Source organism: Faecalibacterium sp. An58, from assembly GCF_002161515.1.
GTDB lineage: Bacteria > Bacillota > Clostridia > Oscillospirales > Ruminococcaceae > Faecalibacterium > Faecalibacterium avium.
This window is the reverse complement of the sequence record NZ_NFHX01000002.1, coordinates 217349-237314: the sequence shown is the minus strand read 5'-3', so window position 1 is coordinate 237314 and position 19966 is coordinate 217349. Positions and strand designations below refer to the sequence as shown.

The following is a 19966-nucleotide window of genomic DNA, read 5'->3' as shown; positions in this document are numbered from 1 at the left end:
ATGCCAAACAATAAAAGTACATTAGAACAGATACTCTGTGAAATTCAGAGATGTCTGGATAATGAATTATATCTAGCCGCACTTGGCCTCTCATTAACTATTCCTGATATTTGCGGAAAAGCGGAATATCCTCGGGCTGGAAACACAACCAGATATATTAACTGGTATAATCAATTTGTTTTAATCAAATATAAGCCGAATGGCGCTGAAAGCCCGTACAGTGCAGATATGCCGTATTTAAGTGGAGAAGTTATATATAACCTTAGAAATGCCTTTCTGCACTCTGGAAATCCGAATATTACAAAGGATAAAATTAAGAATGAAAGATGTAAAATTGATAAATTTCAGCTGAAACTGGGACAGGAACTCTTAGGAGATACTAGTTGTGTTTGTTACGGAGCGAACTGGATAATTTGCGAGCGCGAGTATGAGGTGAATGTAAGGTTACTTTGTATGAGACTTTGTGAAGCGGCGCAGGAATATTATTTGGCAAATAAAGAAAAATTTGATTTCTTTGATTATAGCATTGTTTACGAAGATAAGAAAAAAGAGGTGTAATCATGCCCGACTTCGACGTAAAAGAAAAACGCTTTGAACAGGACATCGAGGAATATTTGGTCACAGAGGGCGGGTATCAGAAAGGGGACCCCAGGGCTTTTGACCGGGAGAAGGCGTTGGATGTGGGTGCCTTCCTGCAGTTTGTGCGGACAAGCCAGCCCAAAGCGTGGGCGCGGTTTGAGAAGATCTATGGCGCCGACAGTGAGCGCCAGCTGGTGGAGCGCTTTTGCCGGGAGGTGAAGATGGCGGGCCTGCTGAAGGTGCTGCGGCAGGGTTTCACCGACCGGGGCATCAAGTTTCGGGCAGTGTTCTGGAAGCCGGAGACCACCATTAACGAGACCACCCAGGCCCAGTATGCGGCCAATATCCTGCACTGTACCCGGCAGCTGCACTACTCCCTCCACAATGAAAACAGCATTGATATGGTGTTGTTCGTCAATGGCATCCCGGTGGTGTCGATGGAGCTGAAATGCCAGTTCACCGGGCAGGATACGGCCAATGCCATTGAGCAGTATAAGCTGGACCGCGCCAGTAAAGACCCGATTTTTGCCTTTGGGCAGCGGGTTTTGGTCCACTTTGCGGTGGACCTGAGCAATGTTTACATGACCACCCGACTGGAAGGGGAAAAGACCTATTTTTTGCCCTTCAACCAGGGCAGCAATGGTGCCGGAAAGGTGGGCGGCAAGGGGAATCCCATCAACCCCGACGGCTACGACACAGCCTATCTGTGGGAATCGGTGCTCTGCAAGGATCGCTTGCTGGAAATCCTGCATAAGTACATGCACTTGCAGGTAAACCGGGATGACAAGACTGGCGCGGTAACGAGCGAACGGATGATTTTCCCGCGGTATCATCAGCTGGACGTTGTGACAAAGCTGCTGGCCGATGTGCGGGCCCGCGGGGCGGGGCACAACTACCTGATTCAGCACAGTGCCGGGTCCGGCAAATCCAATTCCATTGCATGGCTGGCTTACCGTCTGTCCAGCCTGCACAATGACCAGGACGAGAAAATTTTTCAGTCGGTCATCATTGTTACCGACCGCCGTGTGCTGGACAGCCAGCTGCAAAACACCGTATACCAGTTCGACCATGTAGAAGGCGTTGTTCAGAAGATCGACAAAAACGCTGCACAGCTGCGGGATGCCATCAACAACGGAGCGGGCATTATCATCACTACCCTGCAGAAGTTCCCGGTCATTTACAAGGAAGTGCGTTCCGGGAATAAGCGGTTTGCCATCATTGTGGATGAGGCCCATTCTTCTCAGACCGGCGATGCTGCCCGCAAGCTCAAGCGGGCACTGGCAGACACTGATAAAATTCTGGAGGAATATGCTGCCGAAGAAGCCGCCGCCGAAGAGGCCCGGAAAGATGACGAGGACAAGCTGCTGGAGGAGCTGGCCGCCCAGGGAGTTCAGGAGAACCTGTCCTTCTTTGCCTTCACAGCGACCCCCAAGGACAAGACGCTGCAGATGTTCGGCCAGCGGGATGCCAACGGAAAGTATCACCCCTTCCATATTTATTCGATGCGGCAGGCCATCGAGGAGCACTTCATCTTGGACGTGCTGCAAAACTACATGACCTACCGGATGTACTATAAGATCGCCAAGTCCATCCCGGATGATCCGGAACTGGATACAACGGCTGGTGTGCGTGCGATCCGGCAGTTTGAAACGCTCCACCCCCATAACATTTCTCAGAAAACAGCGGTCATGCTGGAGCATTTCCGCAATGTGACCAGGCACAAAATTGGCGGTCACGCCAAGGCTATGATTGTGACCCCGTCCCGGCTCCATGCAGTGCGGTATCTGCTTGAGTTTAAGCGTCAGATCGAAGAAAAAGGCTACACGGACCTGGATGTCCTGGTGGCCTTTTCGGGGGAAGTGGAGGACAACGGCATCACCTATACCGAGGAGAAACTCAATACCACTAAAACAGGTGAAACCATCAAGGAGAAAGCACTCCCTGCAGCCTTCCATACCGATGAATACGGGATGCTGATCGTGGCAGAAAAGTACCAGACTGGCTTTGATGAGCCGCTGCTGCACACCATGTTTGTAGATAAGAAACTGTCTGGTGTGAAGGCGGTTCAGACTTTATCCCGCCTGAACCGTACGATGCGGGGGAAGGTAGATACATTCGTCTTGGACTTCGTCAATTCCGCGGAAGACATTCGCAAGGCGTTTGAGCCTTATTATGAAGAAACGGTCCTGGAAGAGGAGACAGACCCCAATGTTATCTATGACCTGAAAAATACCCTGGACAAATTTCGTGTTTATCAGCAGCTGGAGATTGACCGCTTCGCGGAAATTTTCTATACTGATAAAGAACAGGGACAAGGGGACTTGGGCAAGCTGCAGGGAACGATCCGCCCTGCTCTGGATCGTTTTGAGGCTCTGGAGGAAGAAAAACAGGAACTTTTCAAGTCCACATTGGCTCGATTCAACCGCATCTATGCTTTTATCACACAGGTATGCCGCCTGTTTGATAAGGAAATTCATAAGTTCAGTGTCTACGCGAAATTCCTTTATACCATGCTGCCCAAGGGCGGACGGGACAAGGTTTATGTCGATGACAAAGTTCTTCTGGAGTACTATCGGCTGGAAAAGGACTTTGAGGGTGGAATCCAGCTGGAAAGCACCCCGGATGGGTTCCGACCGATTACCGGCGAGGCAGGCCGGAGGGAGAAGCAACGAGACCCGCTGACGGTTATCATTGATAAGATCAACGAGAAGTACGGTACGAACTTTACCGAGATGGACAAGGTCTTGCTCCAGATGGAGAACGACTATGCCGCCCAGGACAAGTGGCATAGTTATGCTCAAAACAATGACCGCAAAACGTTCATGCTGCTGTTTGAAAAGGACTTTCCCAATATGGCTGCTGCCCGCTATGAGCAGAATGACAGCTTCTTTGTTAAGCTCTTTTCTGATCCTGATATGATGCGGCAGGTCATGGAGACAGTAGGAGCGGTGCTGTATGAGAGACTAAAAGCACAAAAATAACAAAGAGAAAAGGATGTGATAGGATTTATGGTTGAAAATATAGCAGAGGATATCGTACTAGAGGAATACCTTAGCGATGATAAGTTAAATATAATTCTTGACAGAGTTAATGGATGGATAGATAATTGTGATTCTAAAGTCTCAACAATATTAAGCGGAGCAGGTATTATTGCAGGAATTTTTTTGGCTACTGACTATGTAAAAAAGATTATTTCGATTATTCAAACAGCGTATAAATGTGATAATGCTTGGGCTAGAATCTATTTGATGGTTAGCGCCATTTCTGTAATTCTCTTGATAATTGGAGTATGCATGCTTATCAGTACTTTATTTGCAAGAGTGAATTCTAAGGCGTTTAAAAAAAAGAATGTGAAAACAGAATCCATTTTGTTTTTTTCTTCTATTGCTCAGAACGAAAGTTTCCCAAAATATTTAACTAAAGTTAGAGAGTGCTCGGATGCACAACTAAAGGAGGATCTTATTTGTCAAATTTATATTTGTTCGTTAATTTGTGATAAAAAGTTCGGCTTATATAAATGTGGATTGCTTTTTTCTGTTATTGGCTTTAGTTTGTTCGTACTTATGATGTCTATTGGCGTGGCTGTATTTTAAATTTTGAATGGAGTAAAAGAGGAAAAATGGAAACAAATAATCATGTTACTTATGATGTAGATAAAAGCTCTCAAAGAATGGATGAAATACTTGATACGGAAAATAAAAATTTTTCGGATTCAGATTCAATCCCTCAAAGGGCATCTTTGACTTATACAAATGGATATTATGTCTATATTACAGCTTTGTTTATCGATATAGTTGGCTCTTCAGATATGACAGATGAACATAAAAGACCAACACTTGCTAAAATGTACAGATGTTTTATTTCTGAATGTACAGCTATTATGAATGCAGAGTCGATCTGTAAAGAAATAAGCATCAATGGAGATTGTGTTTGGGGTGTTTTCGATACACCTTTGAAATCAAACATTGATGATGTATTTAGCGTAGCTGCGAAATTAAATAGCGTGATTAAAATTTTAAACTATAAACTCCAAAAAAAGAAATATGGTGAAATTTCTGTTGGTATTGGCATGGACTATGGTCGAGCACTTATGGTAAAAGCAGGATATTCTGGTAGCGGATTAAACGATGTGATTTGGATGGGAGATGTCGTCAATTCGGCCTGTCATTTGGCAAATGAGGCAGGTCGAAATGGCCATAAAACTATTGTTGTTTCAAGCTGTATAAAAAATAATTTAATGGAAGATAATCAAGGACTTCTTAACTCTACGATAATAGATCAAAAAGTTTGTTATGAAGGAAATATAATTAATATAAACATGCAAACATGGTATGAGAAAAATTGCAAGTAATATAAAAAGTACTTGAAGAAACCCCGGCATACCTCGAAACGGGGTATACCGGGGTAGCATAAGTTGTTTGGCTCTATTTGAATCTTTTTATGCGAATAGCTCCGGCGCTATATCTTCAAGTGAGAATCCGGGAATCTGATGCGCTTCCTTGTAAAGTCCGTCCTGGTCCAGAAACTCAACCTTGGCGAAGTCGGCCAGAGGAATCTCCGATTCACAGATGTACCAGTTTGCGTGATCGGATGCTGACTGCTTGAGTGCAGCCATCGCAAAGCGGTCAGCGTGGTATTTGTCGCAGAAATCACGCCACCGGAGATATCTCCAGAATCGGCCATCCGTCTTAATGTTGATCCGGCACATCAGCTTGTCTTCGGACAGGCCAGCGTTTTGAGCTGTCACCTGGTCGTTGGCGGTGAGCCATACAACCGGATGGTGGTCCTTGTACTTGTCCACCGCCTGCATCCCGATTTCCTGTTCCCGGAAGTAGATGGGCTCGTAATGGAATGTGTCAGGATCAAATTTCAGATTGGAAGGAGTCAGGGCAAGTTTGCCGGACTCGAGAATGATCCGATACTTGATGAGGCTGGTGAAGTGGTACAGGTTGTCCGGCAGTTTGCTCTTTTTTCTCATTGATTGATCCTCCTTTGTTCTGAGATCCGTTGTGAGTGGTATTTGCCTGACTTCATTATAATACAAGGATGGAAAGAAATAGAGAGAAACATGTCGATGGATTATCTTTTTTGATAAGCGGTGGGAGATAAAGAAAAAACGCGGATTCTCTGGAAAAGCTCTTCAGCATCTGTTATACTATATCTAGACTGTTTGTTCGACGCCTTGGAAAGTTACCCTGATAGCGTATGGCAGATAGTTTTTTGATAGCAAAGATTGGCTTAGACCAAGTAAACTGGATAATCTGCATCAATAGAAATAAGTCCAAGCAAATTTCCTAAGCAAAAAAGCTTAGAACTCTTTGCAACTCGGCGAGATGGAGTGAATTTAAAAGCAAAAATCAAACGAGTTGACGTTTGATTTTTGCTAAAATCTCCGCCGTGGCAACACTTTTTATGATTCTAAAAAAGAGAGCTACCGGATCTGTATGGATCGGGCAGTTCTCTTTTTGCTTTATCCTTTTTTATTTTTCAAAGGTCAAAGAATCTTTACTTGAAGCCATAATGTACCTGCTTTCAATCGGCATTTTTGAGCGGCTTGTGGATTTAGTCCTTTTTGGACGGCTGCCAATGGCGCAGCCTGGGCAACTGGGTCTGATAGTAGGCGCGGGCTTGTTCCGGGGGCCAGGCTTCGCTGGAAAATTGTTGCGTAAGATAGTCGATCAGGGCATCCATGCTGGCGTAAGTGAAGGCGCCGTCGGCGTAGCACCACTTGCAGTAATCCTCGTTGAAGCTGCCGTCGGGCTCTTTGCTGAGAAAAGCATCGTCCTCCAGGGGCATACCGCAGCACTGACACATCAGCTTGCGGGGACAGCCCAGCAGGGTGTTGATCGAAATGTCAAACAGCCGAGAAAGCAGTTTGAGCGCTTCGGTGTTGGGTGTTGTTTCGCCGGTTTCCCAGCGGCTGACGGCCTGCCGTGTGACGTAGAGTTTTTCCGCCAGTTGGTCCTGGGACCAGCCCTTTTGGCGGCGAAGCTGGTATAAGATCTCTTTGATTTCCATGGGATTTGGATCACCTCCACTCGTATTGTACCATATGCATGGCAGACCGCCAAGCAACCTGTTGTTGCCTTGACAGGGGAGGGCGGGCATGATAGGATGGAGCTGTTCCAAGATCACATGGCAAAAGTCAAAAGGGGGTCATTTTTGATGGCAGAAGCACAGACTTTGCAGAGGCGGGAAGCCGCCATTCGGCGCTGGTTTGCGATGTGGCTGAGAGGGCAGGACGAAGGCCTGGAGGAGCTGTTTACAGAAGATGTGGTTTATACCGAGAGCTGGGGCCCGCAGTACCATGGCCGCAAGGCGGTGGGGCACTGGTTTGCCGAATGGAACACCCGGGGGCGGGTTCTGGTGTGGGAGATCCGACAGTTCTTTCATAAGGGAGAGCAGACGGCGGTGGAATGGTACTTCAAAAACCAGATGGATTCCGGCACGGTGGAGGAATTTGACGGCATCTCCCTGGTGCAATGGGCTCCCGACGGCAGGATCTGTGCCCTGAAAGAATTTGGCTGCAATCGGAATACCTACGATCCCTATGCGGAAGGGGACACACCCCGTTTCCGGGACGAAAAGGCAAAGTGGTTCTGAGATCTGCAAGCATGGCCGCGGCCTGAAAAAAGTGTTGTAAAAGCGTAAAAGCCTCCTCTGCCGGGTTGACAGAGCGGGGCTTTTGTGTTATCATATGGTTAACGATTAGACTAATTGTTAATTGTTCGGAAAGGAGCGAAGCAGCCTTGAGCTTACAACATACCTTAAAGGCCCTGGCCGACCCGATCCGGCGGGAGATCCTGAATATGCTGAAAGACGGCAGGCTCTCGGCGGGGGAGATCGCCGGGCATTTCCCGGTGACGGCGGCCTCCATTTCCCGGCACCTGTCGGTGCTGAAAGACGCCGACCTGATACGGGATAAGCGGGAGGGCAAATTCATCTATTATGAGCTGAACGCCTCCGTGCTGGAGGAAGTGATGCTGTGGATCGCAGATCTGAAAGGGGAGACTGACCATGAAGAAGATGATCATGGAGAACAAGGGTAAGCTGATCTTGTCATCCCTGGTGGTGGTGCTGCCGGCGCTGTTGGGCGGCCGGATGGTGTGGGAGATCCTGGGTCTGCTGGCTGCCCATTGGATCTGCCTGGGGATCGTCCTTTGGGACAACGCCCGCCGGGAGCAGAGCAAAAAAGCTCTGGATATCGTTTATTGGCTGATGCCCATGATCTCGCTGGTGATGGGCCTGGGCCTGGTTTTGGCCCGGCAGGGCTTCTATGGCTACACGGCTTTCAGCAGGGCGCTGATGTTTGGCATGGGCGCGCTGTTCTTTGTGGTGGGCAACCAGATGCCCCGTTTCCGTCCCAACAGCACGCTGGGCATCCGGCTGCCCTGGACCATGGGCAACGAGGAAAACTGGCGCAGCACCCATCGTTGGGGCGGCAAGGTGTGGGTAGTGGCGGGCCTGGCCGCCATGGTGGCAGCCCTGCTGCCCACAGCGGCCGGGGCGAGGCTGATGCTGGCGGCCGGAGCAGCGGTGATCGTCCTGCCCACCCTCTACTCGTACCTTTATTACCGGAAACAGCGGAAAGCGGGCGCTCCGGCCCTCACCGTTCAACTCAAGACCCGATGGGCGGTGTTTCTGGTGGCGCTGGCTGCTGTGCTGCTGGTGGGGCTGTTCGTTACGGGGAGTGTCAGCGTCTCCTTTGACGGCGGCGCCATGACCATCGATGCCGACGGCTGGAACGACATGACCCTCCCATACAGCAGCATTGCCTCGGTGCAGTACCTGCCCGAGGGTCAGGCCCCCGAGGCGGGGGTGCGCACCTATGGCTTTGGCAATCAAAAAGTGTCGCTGGGCAACTTCCATAACGATGCTTATGGGGATTATATCCGCTACACCTATGACAGCTGCGGCTCCTGTCTGCTGCTGGAGCTGGCGGACGGCCGCCTGCTGGTACTGAACGGCCGGGACGATGGCGCCACCCAGTCCATCTACCGTGAGCTGACCGCAAAGCTGGAGCAGTGAGGGGGCGGGCAGGATGAAGAAAAAGCGTTCGGTTCTGTTATTTGTCTTGTTGGCCTATGGCCTTTCCTGGGGGCTTGCGGCAGTTGCCCTGCGGCGTGGGATCACCATGGAAAAGCTGCTGGCCGCAGATGCGTTGTCCCGGGAAGACTTGCTTAGCCTGGGATTGCTGGGCTTCTATATGTGGATGCCGGCCCTAGCTGCGCTGCTCGCTACCCTGGTATCAGGGGAGGGCCTGAGAGCAAGACTGCTGCGGCCCGACCCGGTAAGAAACTGGAAATACGACCTCCAGGGCTGGCTGCTGCCGGCAGTGCTCACAGGAGTAGGAGCTATTACCTACTTTTTGCTCTTTCCCGGCCGGTTTGACAACAGCCTGGTCCAGCTGCGGCGGATGCTGGCCCTGGCGGCTGGCGAACCAGTGCTGGCGGGGAGTTCCGCTCCTGCATTACTGGCGCTGCTGTTTGGAGGCGGTATCCTGCTGGCTCCTGCCGCCGCATTATTCAGTGGGCCTTTGGGGGAGGAAATCGGCTGGCGGGGGTATCTGTATCCGACTTTGTGCCAGCGGATGCCCGAACGCAGGGCTGTGGTGCTCAGCGGCGTGATCTGGGGACTGTGGCACACCCCTTTGCTGGTGATGGGCTGGGATTACGGCACCGCCTATCCGGGTTACCCGCTGACGGGCATCCTGACTATGACCCTCTGCACCGTTGGATTGGGAGTGTTCCTCTGCCGTCTGACCCGGCGGGCAGGCAATGTATGGCCTGCTGCCCTGGCGCACGGCACCGTCAATCTTCTGTTCAGCATCTTTTTGCTGGGGGGTCAGTTCAGCAAAGGTCCTTTCAACCCCTTGCTGGGAGCTCATCCCTTGACATTGGTGGGAGGTTGGGCGCTGCTGGCCACAGGCGCCTGCCTCCTGGCCCACCCCCTGGAAAAAGCCCCCGCCCTGTGCTATAATGAGGGCAATCAGGGCGCATCCGATGCCAAAAAGACACAGGGCGGATGAGCGCTGCGCCTGCACGAATCGATGGAGTAAAGGAGCTTGCTATGGGGTTCATCACATTCATCACAATGCTGACCCTTGTCTTTGTGATCCTGAAATGCCTGGGACGGATCGCCTGGTCCTGGGTGTGGGTGCTGTGCCCCATCTGGATCTCAGTGCTGCTGGTGGCAGCGTTTTTTCTGGCAGTACTGGTAGGCGAACGGATCCGAACGGGCAAGTGGTGACAAAAAGAAAGGGCAGGAGAACGCTGGTTCTTCTGCCCCTTTTGTTATGGTGACGCTCAGGTTTCGCCTATGTAAAGGACGGCGTAAACGGTGGAGATCTGGGCGGGGTAGCTCTCGGCGATGACCCCGTCAAAATAGACCGCCACATGGTCCCCGGCCTTCAGGCTGGTGTAGCTGTCGGCGTTTTCCACATCCCGCGAGACGCTGATCCGGCTGGCGGTCTCGTAAGCGGGATCTTCCCGGTCCACATCCAGGAGGAAATACTTTGCGTTGACGCCGGCCACTGTGCCCCGCACAGAGGGTTCTTCTTCGATGATTTCGTCGATGGTGCGGGCGCAGCCGGTCAGCAGGCTGACCGCCAGCCCCAGGCACAGGAGAGTGGACAAGATCTTGCGCAGCATTGCATTCTGCCTCCTTTCGTGGTTTTGTGATAGTTTTGTGACAATATAAGTATAACACGGAACCGGCTGTACGTCCAGACGATTCGGAAAGAAAATCCATCCGGAAAGTCCCCGGCTTCTCAGAAAGGGCGGATTGTGCTATACTGGGATGCGGTGGAAAAACTGCCCGCCCTGCGGCATTGCGGTCTGGATGATCGCTGGATGGAGCGGGCAGACAGAAAGGAGAAACAAAATGGGTTTTTTCAACAAATTGTGGGAGCACACCCACCAGCCGGGCCCCGGTGTGGAGGCGGATGAGCCCCGCAAAAAGGGCCTGCTCCGGCTGTGGGAGGTGTGCACACGGGATCTGTCCGGCTTTTTCTGGGCGGGGCTGCTGGCCCTGCTGGGCCTTGCACCCTGGATGGTGCTCGTAGGGCTGATGCAGGCTGTAGGGGCCCTGGTGCCCGTGGTGCTGGCGGGGGCCTTGGGCGGCCTGATCGCCGCGCCGGAACTGTGCGCTTTGTCCGACCTGCTTTTGCGCGGCCTGCGGGACGAGCCTTTCTATTGGTGGAGCACCTGGCGCAAAGCCTGGAAGGGCAGCCTGCGCGCCTGTTTGCTGCCGGGCGCTCTGCTGGGCCTGCTGGTGGCTCTGGACCTGTGGGCGGCCCAGGCTTTTTTGGCGGGACAGATGGGCCAGGGCGGCCTGTGGGCCGTCTTTGTGGGGCTGCTTCTGGTGGCGGGCCTGTTCCCGTATCTGTGCGCGCAGCTGGTACTGTTTGACCAGTCCCTGGGCCGTACCCTGAAAAACAGCGTCCTGCTGTTTCTGGCCAGCCTGCCCCGCAGCCTGGGTGCGGCGGCTATCCTGCTGGGGTATCTGGCCCTGATCTCCCTGTTTGCGCCGGCGTCCTATGTGGTGGCGGTGCTGGGGAATGTCTGGCTGCCGCTGGCCGCGGCCTTTTTGATGATCTACCAGCCCATGGAAAAGATCCTGGACCTGGAAAACCAGGTCCACGCGGCCCAGGAGGCCAGGCGCAGCGGCAGCTGAACTGCCCCCGCCAAACACATGCGCAAAGGGCCTGTCACGCTGGCACGAGTGCCGGAGGGCAGGCCCGCTTTTTGAGGTCCAGTGTTCACAAAAAGTTTACGAACGGGGCGCAATCTTTACGGCTTGCTCACATTTTTACCTTTTTTTGGTTGTATACTCTTATAACGCTGTCTTAATACTTCTTTGGAAGTGCTTAAGATATAGATCCGGGCGCCGGATGCAGTCCCATGGCAAACAGGCAGGAGGCCCGGCATAGGAGATGGGAGCATCTCAAGGTAAACTCAAGGTTGGGTCAAGATTGGCTCAAGAAACATGTGCTATGCTGGTGCCAGGGTATGTCCTGAGACGTCGAATGTGCCGGATGGTCTGCCAAAAGCGCTAAAACGGCCGCGCGCACGCGCCCTGTGTCTGGCGCTTTTGGGCGAATATCGCAGCGTGTTTGACCTCACGGATACGCCCTAAAACAAAAGGAGGAAAAGAAACCGTGTTCAAGAAAAAACAACAGGGAGAGGCGGAGGCCCAGCAGGCCGCCCGCAGCCCTGGCAAGGGGTTCAAGCCCTTTCTCAAACGGAACTGGAAGCGGATCGCCGCAGGCGCAGTGGTCCTGGTGGTGGCGGGCGCCTTCCTGATGCCCAGGCAGGCTTCCCCCGCATCCACCAGTGTTTCCTATTTGCAGGATACCCCCCAGCGGCGCAGCATCACCAACGTGTTCAGCGATTCGGGGACCATTACGGCGGCCAACACCTATGAGGTCAAGCCGCTGGTGCGGGGCACCGTCCTCACCGCCGATTTCCAGGAAGGGGATATGGTCCAGGCCGGGGACGTGCTGTACACCATCGACAGCTCGGACGCCGCCAACAGCGTGGCACGGGCCCAGCTGTCCCTCAACCAGGCCCAGCGCAGCTATGAGGATGCGGTGAACGCCCAGTATGTCCGCACCGACATCGGGGGCACGGTGGTGTCCATCGGTGTGGCCCCGGGCGATGTGGTCACGGCCGGACAGGAAGTCGCCACCATCCGGGACGAGAGCGTGATGCTGCTGACGCTGGATTTCCCTGCGGCGGATGCAGCCGGCTTCGCGGTGGGTCAGACCGCCGAAGTGACCCTGGACGGCACCTATGAAAGGATCGCCGGTACCATCCGCTCCGTCTCGGGGGCCGATACCCTGAGCAGCGGCAGCCTGCTGGTGCGTTCGGTGACCATCGCGGTGCCCAACAACGGCAGCCTGACGGCGGCCCAGGCGGCCACCGCTTCGGTGAACGGGGTCAGCGCCCTGGGCTCGGCCCGGCTGGCCTACCAGAAGTCCCAGACCCTTGCCGCCGCCTCCGCCGGCACGGTGGCCGCCCTCTGCGTGCAGCCGGGCAGCGCCGTGGGGGCCGGGGCCAATGTCATCCAGCTGGCCAGCGACAGCCTGACCCGTCAGGTGGAGACAGCCAGCGACAACCTGCTCAGCGCCGAGCTGTCGGTGGATGACGCCGAGAATACCATGGACAACTACACCATCACCGCCCCCATCAGCGGCACCATCATCCAGAAAAACGTCCAGGCAGGGGAGACGGTGGGAGGCGACAGCACCACGGCTGCCACCGCTATGTGCATCATCCACGACCTGAGCTATCTGGAGATGACCCTGAACGTGGACGAGCTGCAGATCCTGTCGATGCAGGTGGGCCAGAATGTGCAGATCAAGGCCGACGCCATCCCCGACCAGACCTTCAACGGGGTGGTGACCAACGTGTCCTCGGCAGGCACCACCACCAGCGGCACCACCACCTACCCGGTCACCATCCGGATCGACGACTACGGCCAGCTGCTGCCCGGGATGAACGCCACCGCCGAGATCGTGGTGGACAGCGTCCAGGATGCACTCTCCATCCCCAATGCCGCCGTGATCCGCGGCAGCTATGTGCTGGTGACCGCAGACTCCCCCAGCGCAGCCAACGCCGTGACGGATATGACCGCCCCCGAGGGCTATGTCTATGTCCGGGTCCGGACCGGCATCAGCGACGACGATTACATCCAGGTGCTGGAGGGTCTGGAGGAGGGCGACACCGTGGCCTACGACGCTTCGAGCGTCAGCTCGAGCAGTTATGGGGCCATGGGAATGCAGGTCACCGTTTCGGGAGGCTGAGGATGAGCGCACTCATTGAATTTGACGACGTCTGCAAATATTATCAGATGGGAGATACCACCGTCAAGGCGGCGGACCACATCTCGATGCAGATCCAGAAAGGGGAGTTCGTGGCCATCGTGGGCCAGTCCGGTTCGGGCAAGTCCACCTGCATGAACATCATCGGCTGTCTGGATGTGCCTACCTCCGGCGTCTACCGTCTGAATGGCCGGGACGTGGGCAGCATGGACAAAAACGAGCTGGCCGAGATCCGCAACGAGATGCTGGGCTTTATCTTTCAGCAGTACAACCTGCTGCCCAAGCTGACGCTGCTGGAGAATGTGGAGCTGCCCCTCGTCTATGCGGGGCTGTCCCGCAGCGAACAGCGCCAGCGGGCCACCGAAGCCCTCGAACAGGTGGGCCTTGGCAACAAGCTGAACAACCGTCCCAGCCAGCTTTCGGGCGGCCAGCAGCAGCGAGCTTCCATTGCGCGGGCCCTGGTGGGCCGCCCGGCGGTGATCCTGGCCGATGAGCCTACCGGCGCTCTGGACAGCCACACCGGCCGGGAGGTGCTGGGCATCCTGCAAAAGCTGCACCGCCAGGGCAATACGGTGGTGCTGATCACCCACGACAACTCCATCGCCATGCAGGCTCCCCGGATCATCCGGCTGGAGGACGGACGGGTGGTCTATGACGGGGACGCCCACTCTCCCGAGGCGGTGGTCCATCCCAACTACGCCTCCGAGGAGGCAAAGGACCAAGAAGAACAACAACAGGAGGGCAGCGTATGATCTATGTCACCTTCCGCCAGGCGATCAAGAACATCTGGAGCAATAAATTCCGCACCTTCCTGACCATGCTGGGCATCATCATCGGCATCATGGCGGTGATGATCATTGTAGGTCTGGGCAACGGCCTGACGGAGAGCATGCGGGCCAGCGTCTCCTCCATGGGGATGAACCTGCTGCAGGTCAATGTGTACGGCCCGCGGGCCCGGAATGTGGACATCCAGGAGATGTACAACATCATCGAGTCCAGGCCCGACCTGTTCTCGGGCATTTCCCCCATGGTCAGCATGGACCGCACCAGCTCGGCCGTCAAGGTGGGGACCAAGAGCTACAACCAGACCAGTGTCATCGGGGTCAGCGAAGCTTATTTCGGGATGACCGGCACCAAGATCGCCCAGGGCCGGCTGCTCAATTATGTGGACTGTTCGGGATACAAGCGGGTCTGCATGGTGGGCGACTACATCGCCCGGGTGGCCTACGGCGGCAACGCCATCGGCCAGACCATCAAGATCGGTCCCAACCAGTTCACCATCATCGGGGTGGCTGCCGCAGAGGTGGATGACCCCTCGCTGCAGGAGGGCAGCAGCGACGACTACGTCTACATCCCTTACACCACCGCCCAGCGGGTGGCCCGCAACGCCGTCGCGGACACGTACGGCGTCACCACCGTGCGGGAAGATCAGGTGGCCGAGGGCAAGGCCGTGCTGGAGGCAAACCTGCAGGAGCTGCTCCACTCGGACAACAGCTACTTTGTCACCAGCCTTTCCGAGATGCTCAACACCCTCAGCTCGATGATCGGCATGGTGGTGTCGGTGCTCACCGTCATCGCGGCCATCTCCCTGCTGGTGGGCGGCATCGGCATCATGAACATCATGATGGTGTCGGTGGCCGAGCGCACCCGGGAGATCGGCATCCGCAAGGCCCTGGGCGCCAAGGAGCGCTCGATCCTGGCCCTGTTTGTCGCGGAGGCGGCTACTACATCGGCCCTGGGCGGCGTCATCGGCATCCTGCTGGGTTACCTGGTGTCGGCCGCAGCCTCCCCGCTGGTGGCCGTCGTCATGGGCGACCCCAGCATGACCATCAGCCCTTCGCTGTCGTCGGTGATGATCGCCTTCGGCGTGTCGGTGGGCATCGGCGTCCTGTTTGGCTACCTGCCCGCCAAGCGCGCAGCACGGCTCAACCCCATCGAGGCTTTGCGCTATGATTAAGGAGGAATACAAAAGATGAGAAAACGCTTCCTTGCGCTGCTGCTGGCGGCCTGCATCGCGTGCACCATGCTGGTGGTGCCCGCTTCGGCCAGCAGCGCCAACACCGCCGTCCAGACCGCAGTGATCCTGGGGGGCCTGACCGCGGATCAGACCGCTGGCCTCAACGCCCAGCTGACCCGTGGCCAGCTGGCCCGGCTGCTGGTGGCTTTCTCCCCCTACCGTGAGAGCGCCGGCGCCCAGGGCGCCGCAGGCAGCATCTTTACCGATGTGAGCGGCAGCGACCCCCTGGCCCCCTATGTCCGCATCGCAGCCGCCCAGGGCTGGATGAGCGGCTATACCGATGGCTCCTTCCGGCCGGGCAGCCCCGTCACTCTGGAAGAAGCCTGCTCGGCGGTCCTCAAACTGCTGGGCTATGACGTCACCACCCTCAGCGGCACCTTCCCCACCGCCCAGCTGAACAAAGCCAGCGAGCTGGGGCTGCGGGACGGCCTGACCTGCGCCCCCGGCCAGGGGATGAACCTGGAGGACGGCGCGGTGCTGCTCTACAATGCCCTCACCGCCCTGAACGGGGAAGGCCAGAACTATGGCACCTCCCTGGGCTTCACGGCAGAAGGGGGCGAGGTGGCCCTCTCCTCCATCGTGATGGGCAGCCTGGAAGGCCCCTTCGTGGCAGGGGAGAACACCCAGCTGCCCTTTGAGCCCGCCACCATCTACCGCAACGACACGGCGGTGGCCACGGCGGGCCTCCAGCCCTACGACGTCTATTATTACAGCCAGAACGCCAGGACCCTGTGGGTCTACTCCCGCAAGGCCGCGGGCCGGATCACGGCGGTGACCCCCTCGGCCAGCGCTCCCGCCACCGTCACGGTGGCAGGCACCGAATACACCCTGGGCACTGCGGCGGCCGCCGCCCAGATCTCCTCCCTCAACGGCGGGGGCGTGGGTCAGGTGGTCACCCTGCTGCTGGGGATGGACAACCAGGTGGTGCAGGTGCTGACCGGCCAGCAGGCCGAGCAGGTCTTTTACGGCGTGGTGCAGAACTCGGCCCGGAGCCTGATCGAGGAGGACGGCGCCGATGTGATGCAGAGCGTCACGGTGGCCTGCACCGACGGCGTGGCCCGCACCGTCCATGTGGACAAGAGCCTGAACTTCCCCGCCGGGTGGCTGGTGGAGATCACCGTGGATGAAAACGGCGAACAGGTGGAGAGCATCGACGCCCGCTCCCTCAGCGGCACCTTCAATGCAGAGGGGACCACCCTGGGGGATACCCCTCTGGCAGAGGATGTAGAGATCTTGGATACGACTTCGGAGGGTGTTGCTGGGGCGGTAAGCCCCAGCCGACTAGCGGGTGTGAACCTGCGCAGCGGTGATGTGCGCTATTACACCACCAACGCCGCCGGCCAGATCGACCGGCTGATCCTGGACGATGTCACCGGCGACCTGTGGACCTACGGCGTGCTGGACGATGTGCGCAACCTGGCCAATGTGGCAGGCAGCGCCATCGACGATGCCCTCAAGGACGGCCAGAGCACCACGCTGCCCGATACAGGCAGCCTGACCACCCAGACCGGCAACCAGGTGGTGGGCATCAACCTGCCCAGCACCAGCGATATCCTCTATGGCATCATCGACGGCAGCATCGCCGGCACCCTGTGGCAGAGCCTGTCCTCCAGCACCGGCAGCATGGCCAGCTATGCGCTGCAGCTGCTGTCCCGCAACACCACGGGCACCATCAGCGATATCTTCGGCTTCTTGGGCAGCGGCGCCAGCTATGTCTGCTACGTCAACGGGGAGGCGGCCACCCTCAACACCGCCGTCAAATACCCAGTGGTGGCGGGCGGTGTGGCGGTCAGCCGCAGCACCAACGGCACGGTGAAAAACATGGTGCAGCTGATGCCTGTGATGATCGACCGGCTGGGCCCTGCCTCGGTGATGAGCGGCAGCACCCGCTACGATATCGCCGATGATATGCAGGTTTATCTCTGGTACAGGGGCCAGTATTACCCCACCAGCCTCTCCCAGGTGAATCCCGAGGGCTATCACCTGATCGGCTGGTACGACAACATGGGCTGCACCGCAGGCAGCAAAGTCCGGGTGCTGGTGGCGGTCAAAAAGGACTGACCCGGCCCTGAAGATCAAAAGAAAAGCGCCCCGGGCGGTGTGAACCGCTCGGGGCGTTTCTGCTGCCGGTCATCACTGCACCAGCTGTTTGACAAAGTCTGCAATGGATCGCACCGTCTGGATCAGTTCGGCCAGGGCGGCGATGTCCTCATCCCGCATCACGGAGGCGGGGGCCTGGATGGCGTATTCTCCGGGCAGGGCCTTGCCGGTCAGTTCGAGGCGCAGCCCCTGGCTGGGAATATCCACCAGCACATGGCAGCGGAAAAAGTCCCCCCACAAAGCAGACCACAGGCTGGAAGGGGGAAAGCCCACCGTGATGCCGATGCCCCCCAGCGGCTCCTTCAGGGTGAAATAAAAGTAGCCGTCCAGGGCCTGGTCGGGGTGGGCCGGTTCCAGGGCAGCCAGGGCAAAGGCGCCGGACTGGTATTGCTCCAGGCCGTTCATGGCCGGTTCCTGCCCCAGCAGGGTGGCCATCTGGCTGCCGGTGATGTAGTCCCCCAGGCCCCAGTCGGGGATGAGGGAGGCAATGGCCGGGTATTGGGCGTGCAGTCCGGACAGGAAGGTGCGGTAGATCTGCCGCACATCCAGATAGACCTGGCCGTCGGCCAGAACCAGCTGGGTATAGGGCTCCTCCCTGCCGGGAGCGTACCAGCTGAGGGTCAGATCGCTGCCGCTGTTCTGGCCCGAGAGGGTGCCGGTGGTGGCGCCTAGGGCTTCCAGCAGGGACCATGTGGCAGAGGGCTGGGCCGAGGTGGAGGTGACGGTATAGTCGAAATGGAAGGCGGAGCCGCGGCGCAGCGCGTCGATCCGGCTGTGCAGCAGCAGGCCGAAACCTCCCAGCAGCACGGCCGCAGCCAGCACCAGGGCCAGGACTGCCCGCAGCGCAGAAGACACTGCGGCGCCGGCAGTGGATTTGGATGTCAGCATAAAGACAGCCTCCTTTCGCAAAAGGCTTTTCTTTTATTATAGCACAAAGGGGTGACAGAACCATGTATAACCTTTGGCCGGAGGCAAAAAAATGGGACATCTGGTGACGGTTCTGTGCAATCTGCCGGGTTTCCCTTGTTTGCATTGAAACATCATGGTAAAATAGACCCGTCCGAAGCAGACAGGAGGGACTTGTCTGCACATTCCGCAAACAGAAGGAGAAAGCCCCATGAAACGACGTTTGCTGTCTCTGATCCTGTGCGGGCTGATGCTGCTGGGGGGCTGCGGCCGGCAGGCTGTACAGGAGGAGATCTGGGAACTGGAAGAAAAGAACGTGGCCACCTTTTCGGACGGCGAAACGGTGGACCGCTGGCGCGGCTATTTTGAGAACGGCCTCCAGGAGCCGTGGTCGGTGTACGAACTGGCCGACGGCACGGTCCTGCTGACGGAGGACGATGTAGTCTCTGTGGAGAGCGATACGGCCGGCTATGGCAGCCTGACAGAAGAAGTGCAGGCGGCCGTTTCGGCCTGGTACCAGGGAGAAGGCAAATACTATGACCTGTCCGCCCTGCTGTCCGCCAGCTATACCCGCTGGCAGGAGCAAGGGGAGAGTTTTGTGCCTGGCCGCGTGGGACAGAGCACCGCATCCACCGCCACCAGCGGCAGCGTCATCTATTTTACCACCACGGTGGAGCAGGCCGTCGATCCGGAAAACGGCCAGCAGCTGCGGTACAGCGCCGCCTTTGACCGGGCCACCGGCCAGAGGCTGGACCTGTGGACCCTGTTCACGGTGCCGGAAGCCGATGCGCGCATGGCGCTGGCTGCCGCAGCAGGGGATGACCCCGCCGTACAGGAAACTCTGGCCGCTGCCATCGACCCGGTCCATGTGATCTTTTTTGAGGATCGTCTGGAAGTGGAATTCCCCGCAGGCAGCCTGGAAGGTCTGGACACCGCCTATATCCTGGTGGTGGACTATGCCCAGCTGGACGGCGTCCTGGCAAGCAGCGCCCTGCCCGGCGGCGCAGAGCGCTCCTGATCACTCGGGATGCAAGACCAAAACGATCCCGTGCCCCAAACGGCGCCGGGGCAGGGTGGGAACAGCCACAGTAAGACAGAGGAAAGGGCCTGCCGGCCTGTGCATATCACAGGCGGCAAGCCCTTTCGGTGCGTTTTGAGCGCCGGTGAAGCAGGATGCGCTTTGCAGTGGTGCATCTTCTTCACCGGCCCTGTTCTTTTTTCATTTGCCCAATGATCCGCTGAATGCTTTTGGGGGAGAGAAAATAGGCGTCAGCCAGGGAATCGATGCGGACCCCCGCGAGGTATTCGGCATAGATGCGCTGGTTTCGCTCCCGCAGTTCCCGGCGGGTCGCCGTCGATGCGCCCCAGCACCGTTTGTTTTCTGCGGCCCGCGGAATATACAGGAACTCCCCGTCAATGTATTCCTGGATCTGTGCAAGCAGCTCTTCGGGAAGGACCTGCGCTGCCTTTTTATAGCTCATGTTGCGCTCCTTGGTCGTTTTTTGCCGGAACAGCAAAGCCCGCACGCAACACCTTCGGAT

At 56.7% G+C, this 19966-nt stretch carries 20 protein-coding genes; 15 read left to right on the top strand and 5 right to left on the bottom strand.

What is annotated here, in order from left to right:
- The 4 genes from B5G12_RS03590 to B5G12_RS03575 are packed head-to-tail and all read left to right on the top strand — an operon-like array spanning window position 1 to window position 4930.
- Window positions 1-558 (top strand): hypothetical protein, encoded by a 558-nt coding sequence (locus B5G12_RS03590; RefSeq protein ID WP_087323846.1) that lies wholly within the window; start codon window positions 1-3, stop codon window positions 556-558.
- Between the two features lie 2 nt (window positions 559-560).
- On the top strand, window positions 561-3560 hold the full coding sequence (locus B5G12_RS03585) for a type I restriction endonuclease subunit R (RefSeq protein WP_087323844.1): 3000 nt from the start codon (window positions 561-563) through the stop codon (window positions 3558-3560).
- Between the two features lie 15 nt (window positions 3561-3575).
- Entirely contained in the window at window positions 3576-4172 is a 597-nt protein-coding gene (locus B5G12_RS03580; protein ID WP_087323842.1) for a Pycsar system effector family protein, read from the top strand.
- Between the two features lie 26 nt (window positions 4173-4198).
- On the top strand, window positions 4199-4930 hold the full coding sequence (locus B5G12_RS03575) for an adenylate/guanylate cyclase domain-containing protein (RefSeq protein ID WP_087323840.1): 732 nt from the start codon (window positions 4199-4201) through the stop codon (window positions 4928-4930).
- A gap of 87 nt (window positions 4931-5017) precedes the next feature.
- Here B5G12_RS03575 and B5G12_RS03570 read toward each other — a convergent pair whose 3' ends face one another.
- A complete protein-coding gene (locus B5G12_RS03570; RefSeq protein ID WP_087323838.1) occupies window positions 5018-5557 on the bottom strand; it encodes a hypothetical protein in 540 nt (179 codons plus the stop codon).
- Between the two features lie 584 nt (window positions 5558-6141).
- The gene (locus B5G12_RS03565) at window positions 6142-6597 is read right to left on the bottom strand and encodes a zinc ribbon domain-containing protein (RefSeq protein WP_087323836.1); all 456 of its coding nucleotides are present in this window, start codon (window positions 6595-6597) and stop codon (window positions 6142-6144) included.
- Window positions 6598-6762: 165 nt separating this feature from the next.
- Here B5G12_RS03565 and B5G12_RS03560 point away from each other — a divergent pair, with 165 nt between their 5' ends.
- From B5G12_RS03560 to B5G12_RS03540, 5 genes are all read left to right on the top strand, one after another.
- Window positions 6763-7182, top strand: a complete 420-nt coding sequence (locus B5G12_RS03560; RefSeq protein ID WP_087323881.1) for a nuclear transport factor 2 family protein — start codon at window positions 6763-6765, stop codon at window positions 7180-7182.
- 146 nt (window positions 7183-7328) lie between these two features.
- Window positions 7329-7628: an autorepressor SdpR family transcription factor gene (locus B5G12_RS03555; RefSeq protein WP_087228797.1), complete on the top strand. Its 300-nt coding sequence runs from the start codon at window positions 7329-7331 to the stop codon at window positions 7626-7628.
- On the top strand, window positions 7597-8607 hold the full coding sequence (locus B5G12_RS03550; RefSeq protein WP_087323834.1) for an SdpI family protein: 1011 nt from the start codon (window positions 7597-7599) through the stop codon (window positions 8605-8607). The genes B5G12_RS03555 and B5G12_RS03550 overlap by 32 nt, the downstream gene beginning before the upstream one ends.
- A gap of 13 nt (window positions 8608-8620) precedes the next feature.
- Window positions 8621-9607, top strand: coding sequence for a CPBP family intramembrane glutamic endopeptidase (locus B5G12_RS03545; RefSeq protein ID WP_087323832.1), 987 nt, complete (start codon window positions 8621-8623; stop codon window positions 9605-9607).
- A 41-nt stretch (window positions 9608-9648) separates the two neighbouring features.
- Entirely contained in the window at window positions 9649-9828 is a 180-nt protein-coding gene (locus B5G12_RS03540) for a hypothetical protein (protein WP_087323830.1), read from the top strand.
- Between the two features lie 56 nt (window positions 9829-9884).
- On the opposite strand, the gene B5G12_RS03535 is transcribed toward B5G12_RS03540, so the two are convergent.
- Window positions 9885-10229, bottom strand: coding sequence for a DUF3221 domain-containing protein (locus B5G12_RS03535; RefSeq protein WP_087228788.1), 345 nt, complete (start codon window positions 10227-10229; stop codon window positions 9885-9887).
- Window positions 10230-10461: 232 nt separating this feature from the next.
- Between B5G12_RS03535 and B5G12_RS03530 the strand changes: the two genes are divergently transcribed.
- The 5 genes from B5G12_RS03530 (at window position 10462) to B5G12_RS03510 (ending at window position 17480) form a co-directional block, all read left to right on the top strand.
- Window positions 10462-11253 carry a YesL family protein gene (locus tag B5G12_RS03530; RefSeq protein ID WP_087228785.1) on the top strand — a complete coding sequence of 264 codons (792 nt, stop codon included), beginning with the start codon at window positions 10462-10464 and terminating at the stop codon, window positions 11251-11253.
- Window positions 11254-11737: 484 nt separating this feature from the next.
- A complete protein-coding gene (locus B5G12_RS03525) occupies window positions 11738-13384 on the top strand; it encodes an RND family efflux transporter (protein ID WP_087323829.1) in 1647 nt (548 codons plus the stop codon).
- Window positions 13385-13386: 2 nt separating this feature from the next.
- A complete protein-coding gene (locus B5G12_RS03520) occupies window positions 13387-14154 on the top strand; it encodes an ABC transporter ATP-binding protein (protein ID WP_087323826.1) in 768 nt (255 codons plus the stop codon).
- Window positions 14151-15359, top strand: coding sequence for an ABC transporter permease (locus tag B5G12_RS03515; RefSeq protein WP_087323824.1), 1209 nt, complete (start codon window positions 14151-14153; stop codon window positions 15357-15359). The genes B5G12_RS03520 and B5G12_RS03515 overlap by 4 nt, the downstream gene beginning before the upstream one ends.
- A 15-nt stretch (window positions 15360-15374) precedes the next feature.
- Window positions 15375-17480, top strand: coding sequence for an S-layer homology domain-containing protein (locus tag B5G12_RS03510; RefSeq protein ID WP_087323822.1), 2106 nt, complete (start codon window positions 15375-15377; stop codon window positions 17478-17480).
- A 72-nt stretch (window positions 17481-17552) separates the two neighbouring features.
- Here the strand turns inward: B5G12_RS03510 and B5G12_RS03505 are convergent, their stop codons facing one another.
- Entirely contained in the window at window positions 17553-18407 is an 855-nt protein-coding gene (locus B5G12_RS03505; protein WP_087323820.1) for a hypothetical protein, read from the bottom strand.
- Window positions 18408-18636: 229 nt separating this feature from the next.
- Here B5G12_RS03505 and B5G12_RS03500 point away from each other — a divergent pair, with 229 nt between their 5' ends.
- The gene (locus B5G12_RS03500) at window positions 18637-19443 is read left to right on the top strand and encodes a hypothetical protein (protein WP_087323818.1); all 807 of its coding nucleotides are present in this window, start codon (window positions 18637-18639) and stop codon (window positions 19441-19443) included.
- Between the two features lie 181 nt (window positions 19444-19624).
- On the opposite strand, the gene B5G12_RS03495 is transcribed toward B5G12_RS03500, so the two are convergent.
- Entirely contained in the window at window positions 19625-19939 is a 315-nt protein-coding gene (locus B5G12_RS03495; RefSeq protein ID WP_255396624.1) for a CD3324 family protein, read from the bottom strand.
- Between the last annotated feature and the right edge of the window lie 27 nt (window positions 19940-19966).

What these genes read in the sequence shown, in the direction of transcription:
- B5G12_RS03590 (WP_087323846.1), top strand. Translation starts at nt 1, where the DNA reads ATGCCAAACAATAAAAGTACATTAGAACAGATACTCTGTGAAATTCAG.
- B5G12_RS03505 (WP_087323820.1), bottom strand. Translation starts at nt 18,407, where the DNA reads ATGCTGACATCCAAATCCACTGCCGGCGCCGCAGTGTCTTCTGCGCTG.
- B5G12_RS03570 (WP_087323838.1), bottom strand. Translation starts at nt 5,557, where the DNA reads ATGAGAAAAAAGAGCAAACTGCCGGACAACCTGTACCACTTCACCAGC.
- B5G12_RS03535 (WP_087228788.1), bottom strand. Translation starts at nt 10,229, where the DNA reads ATGCTGCGCAAGATCTTGTCCACTCTCCTGTGCCTGGGGCTGGCGGTC.
- B5G12_RS03530 (WP_087228785.1), top strand. Translation starts at nt 10,462, where the DNA reads ATGGGTTTTTTCAACAAATTGTGGGAGCACACCCACCAGCCGGGCCCC.
- B5G12_RS03575 (WP_087323840.1), top strand. Translation starts at nt 4,199, where the DNA reads ATGGAAACAAATAATCATGTTACTTATGATGTAGATAAAAGCTCTCAA.
- B5G12_RS03585 (WP_087323844.1), top strand. Translation starts at nt 561, where the DNA reads ATGCCCGACTTCGACGTAAAAGAAAAACGCTTTGAACAGGACATCGAG.
- B5G12_RS03510 (WP_087323822.1), top strand. Translation starts at nt 15,375, where the DNA reads ATGAGAAAACGCTTCCTTGCGCTGCTGCTGGCGGCCTGCATCGCGTGC.
- B5G12_RS03545 (WP_087323832.1), top strand. Translation starts at nt 8,621, where the DNA reads ATGAAGAAAAAGCGTTCGGTTCTGTTATTTGTCTTGTTGGCCTATGGC.
- B5G12_RS03520 (WP_087323826.1), top strand. Translation starts at nt 13,387, where the DNA reads ATGAGCGCACTCATTGAATTTGACGACGTCTGCAAATATTATCAGATG.
- B5G12_RS03540 (WP_087323830.1), top strand. Translation starts at nt 9,649, where the DNA reads ATGGGGTTCATCACATTCATCACAATGCTGACCCTTGTCTTTGTGATC.
- B5G12_RS03565 (WP_087323836.1), bottom strand. Translation starts at nt 6,597, where the DNA reads ATGGAAATCAAAGAGATCTTATACCAGCTTCGCCGCCAAAAGGGCTGG.
- B5G12_RS03550 (WP_087323834.1), top strand. Translation starts at nt 7,597, where the DNA reads ATGAAGAAGATGATCATGGAGAACAAGGGTAAGCTGATCTTGTCATCC.
- B5G12_RS03500 (WP_087323818.1), top strand. Translation starts at nt 18,637, where the DNA reads ATGAAACGACGTTTGCTGTCTCTGATCCTGTGCGGGCTGATGCTGCTG.
- B5G12_RS03515 (WP_087323824.1), top strand. Translation starts at nt 14,151, where the DNA reads ATGATCTATGTCACCTTCCGCCAGGCGATCAAGAACATCTGGAGCAAT.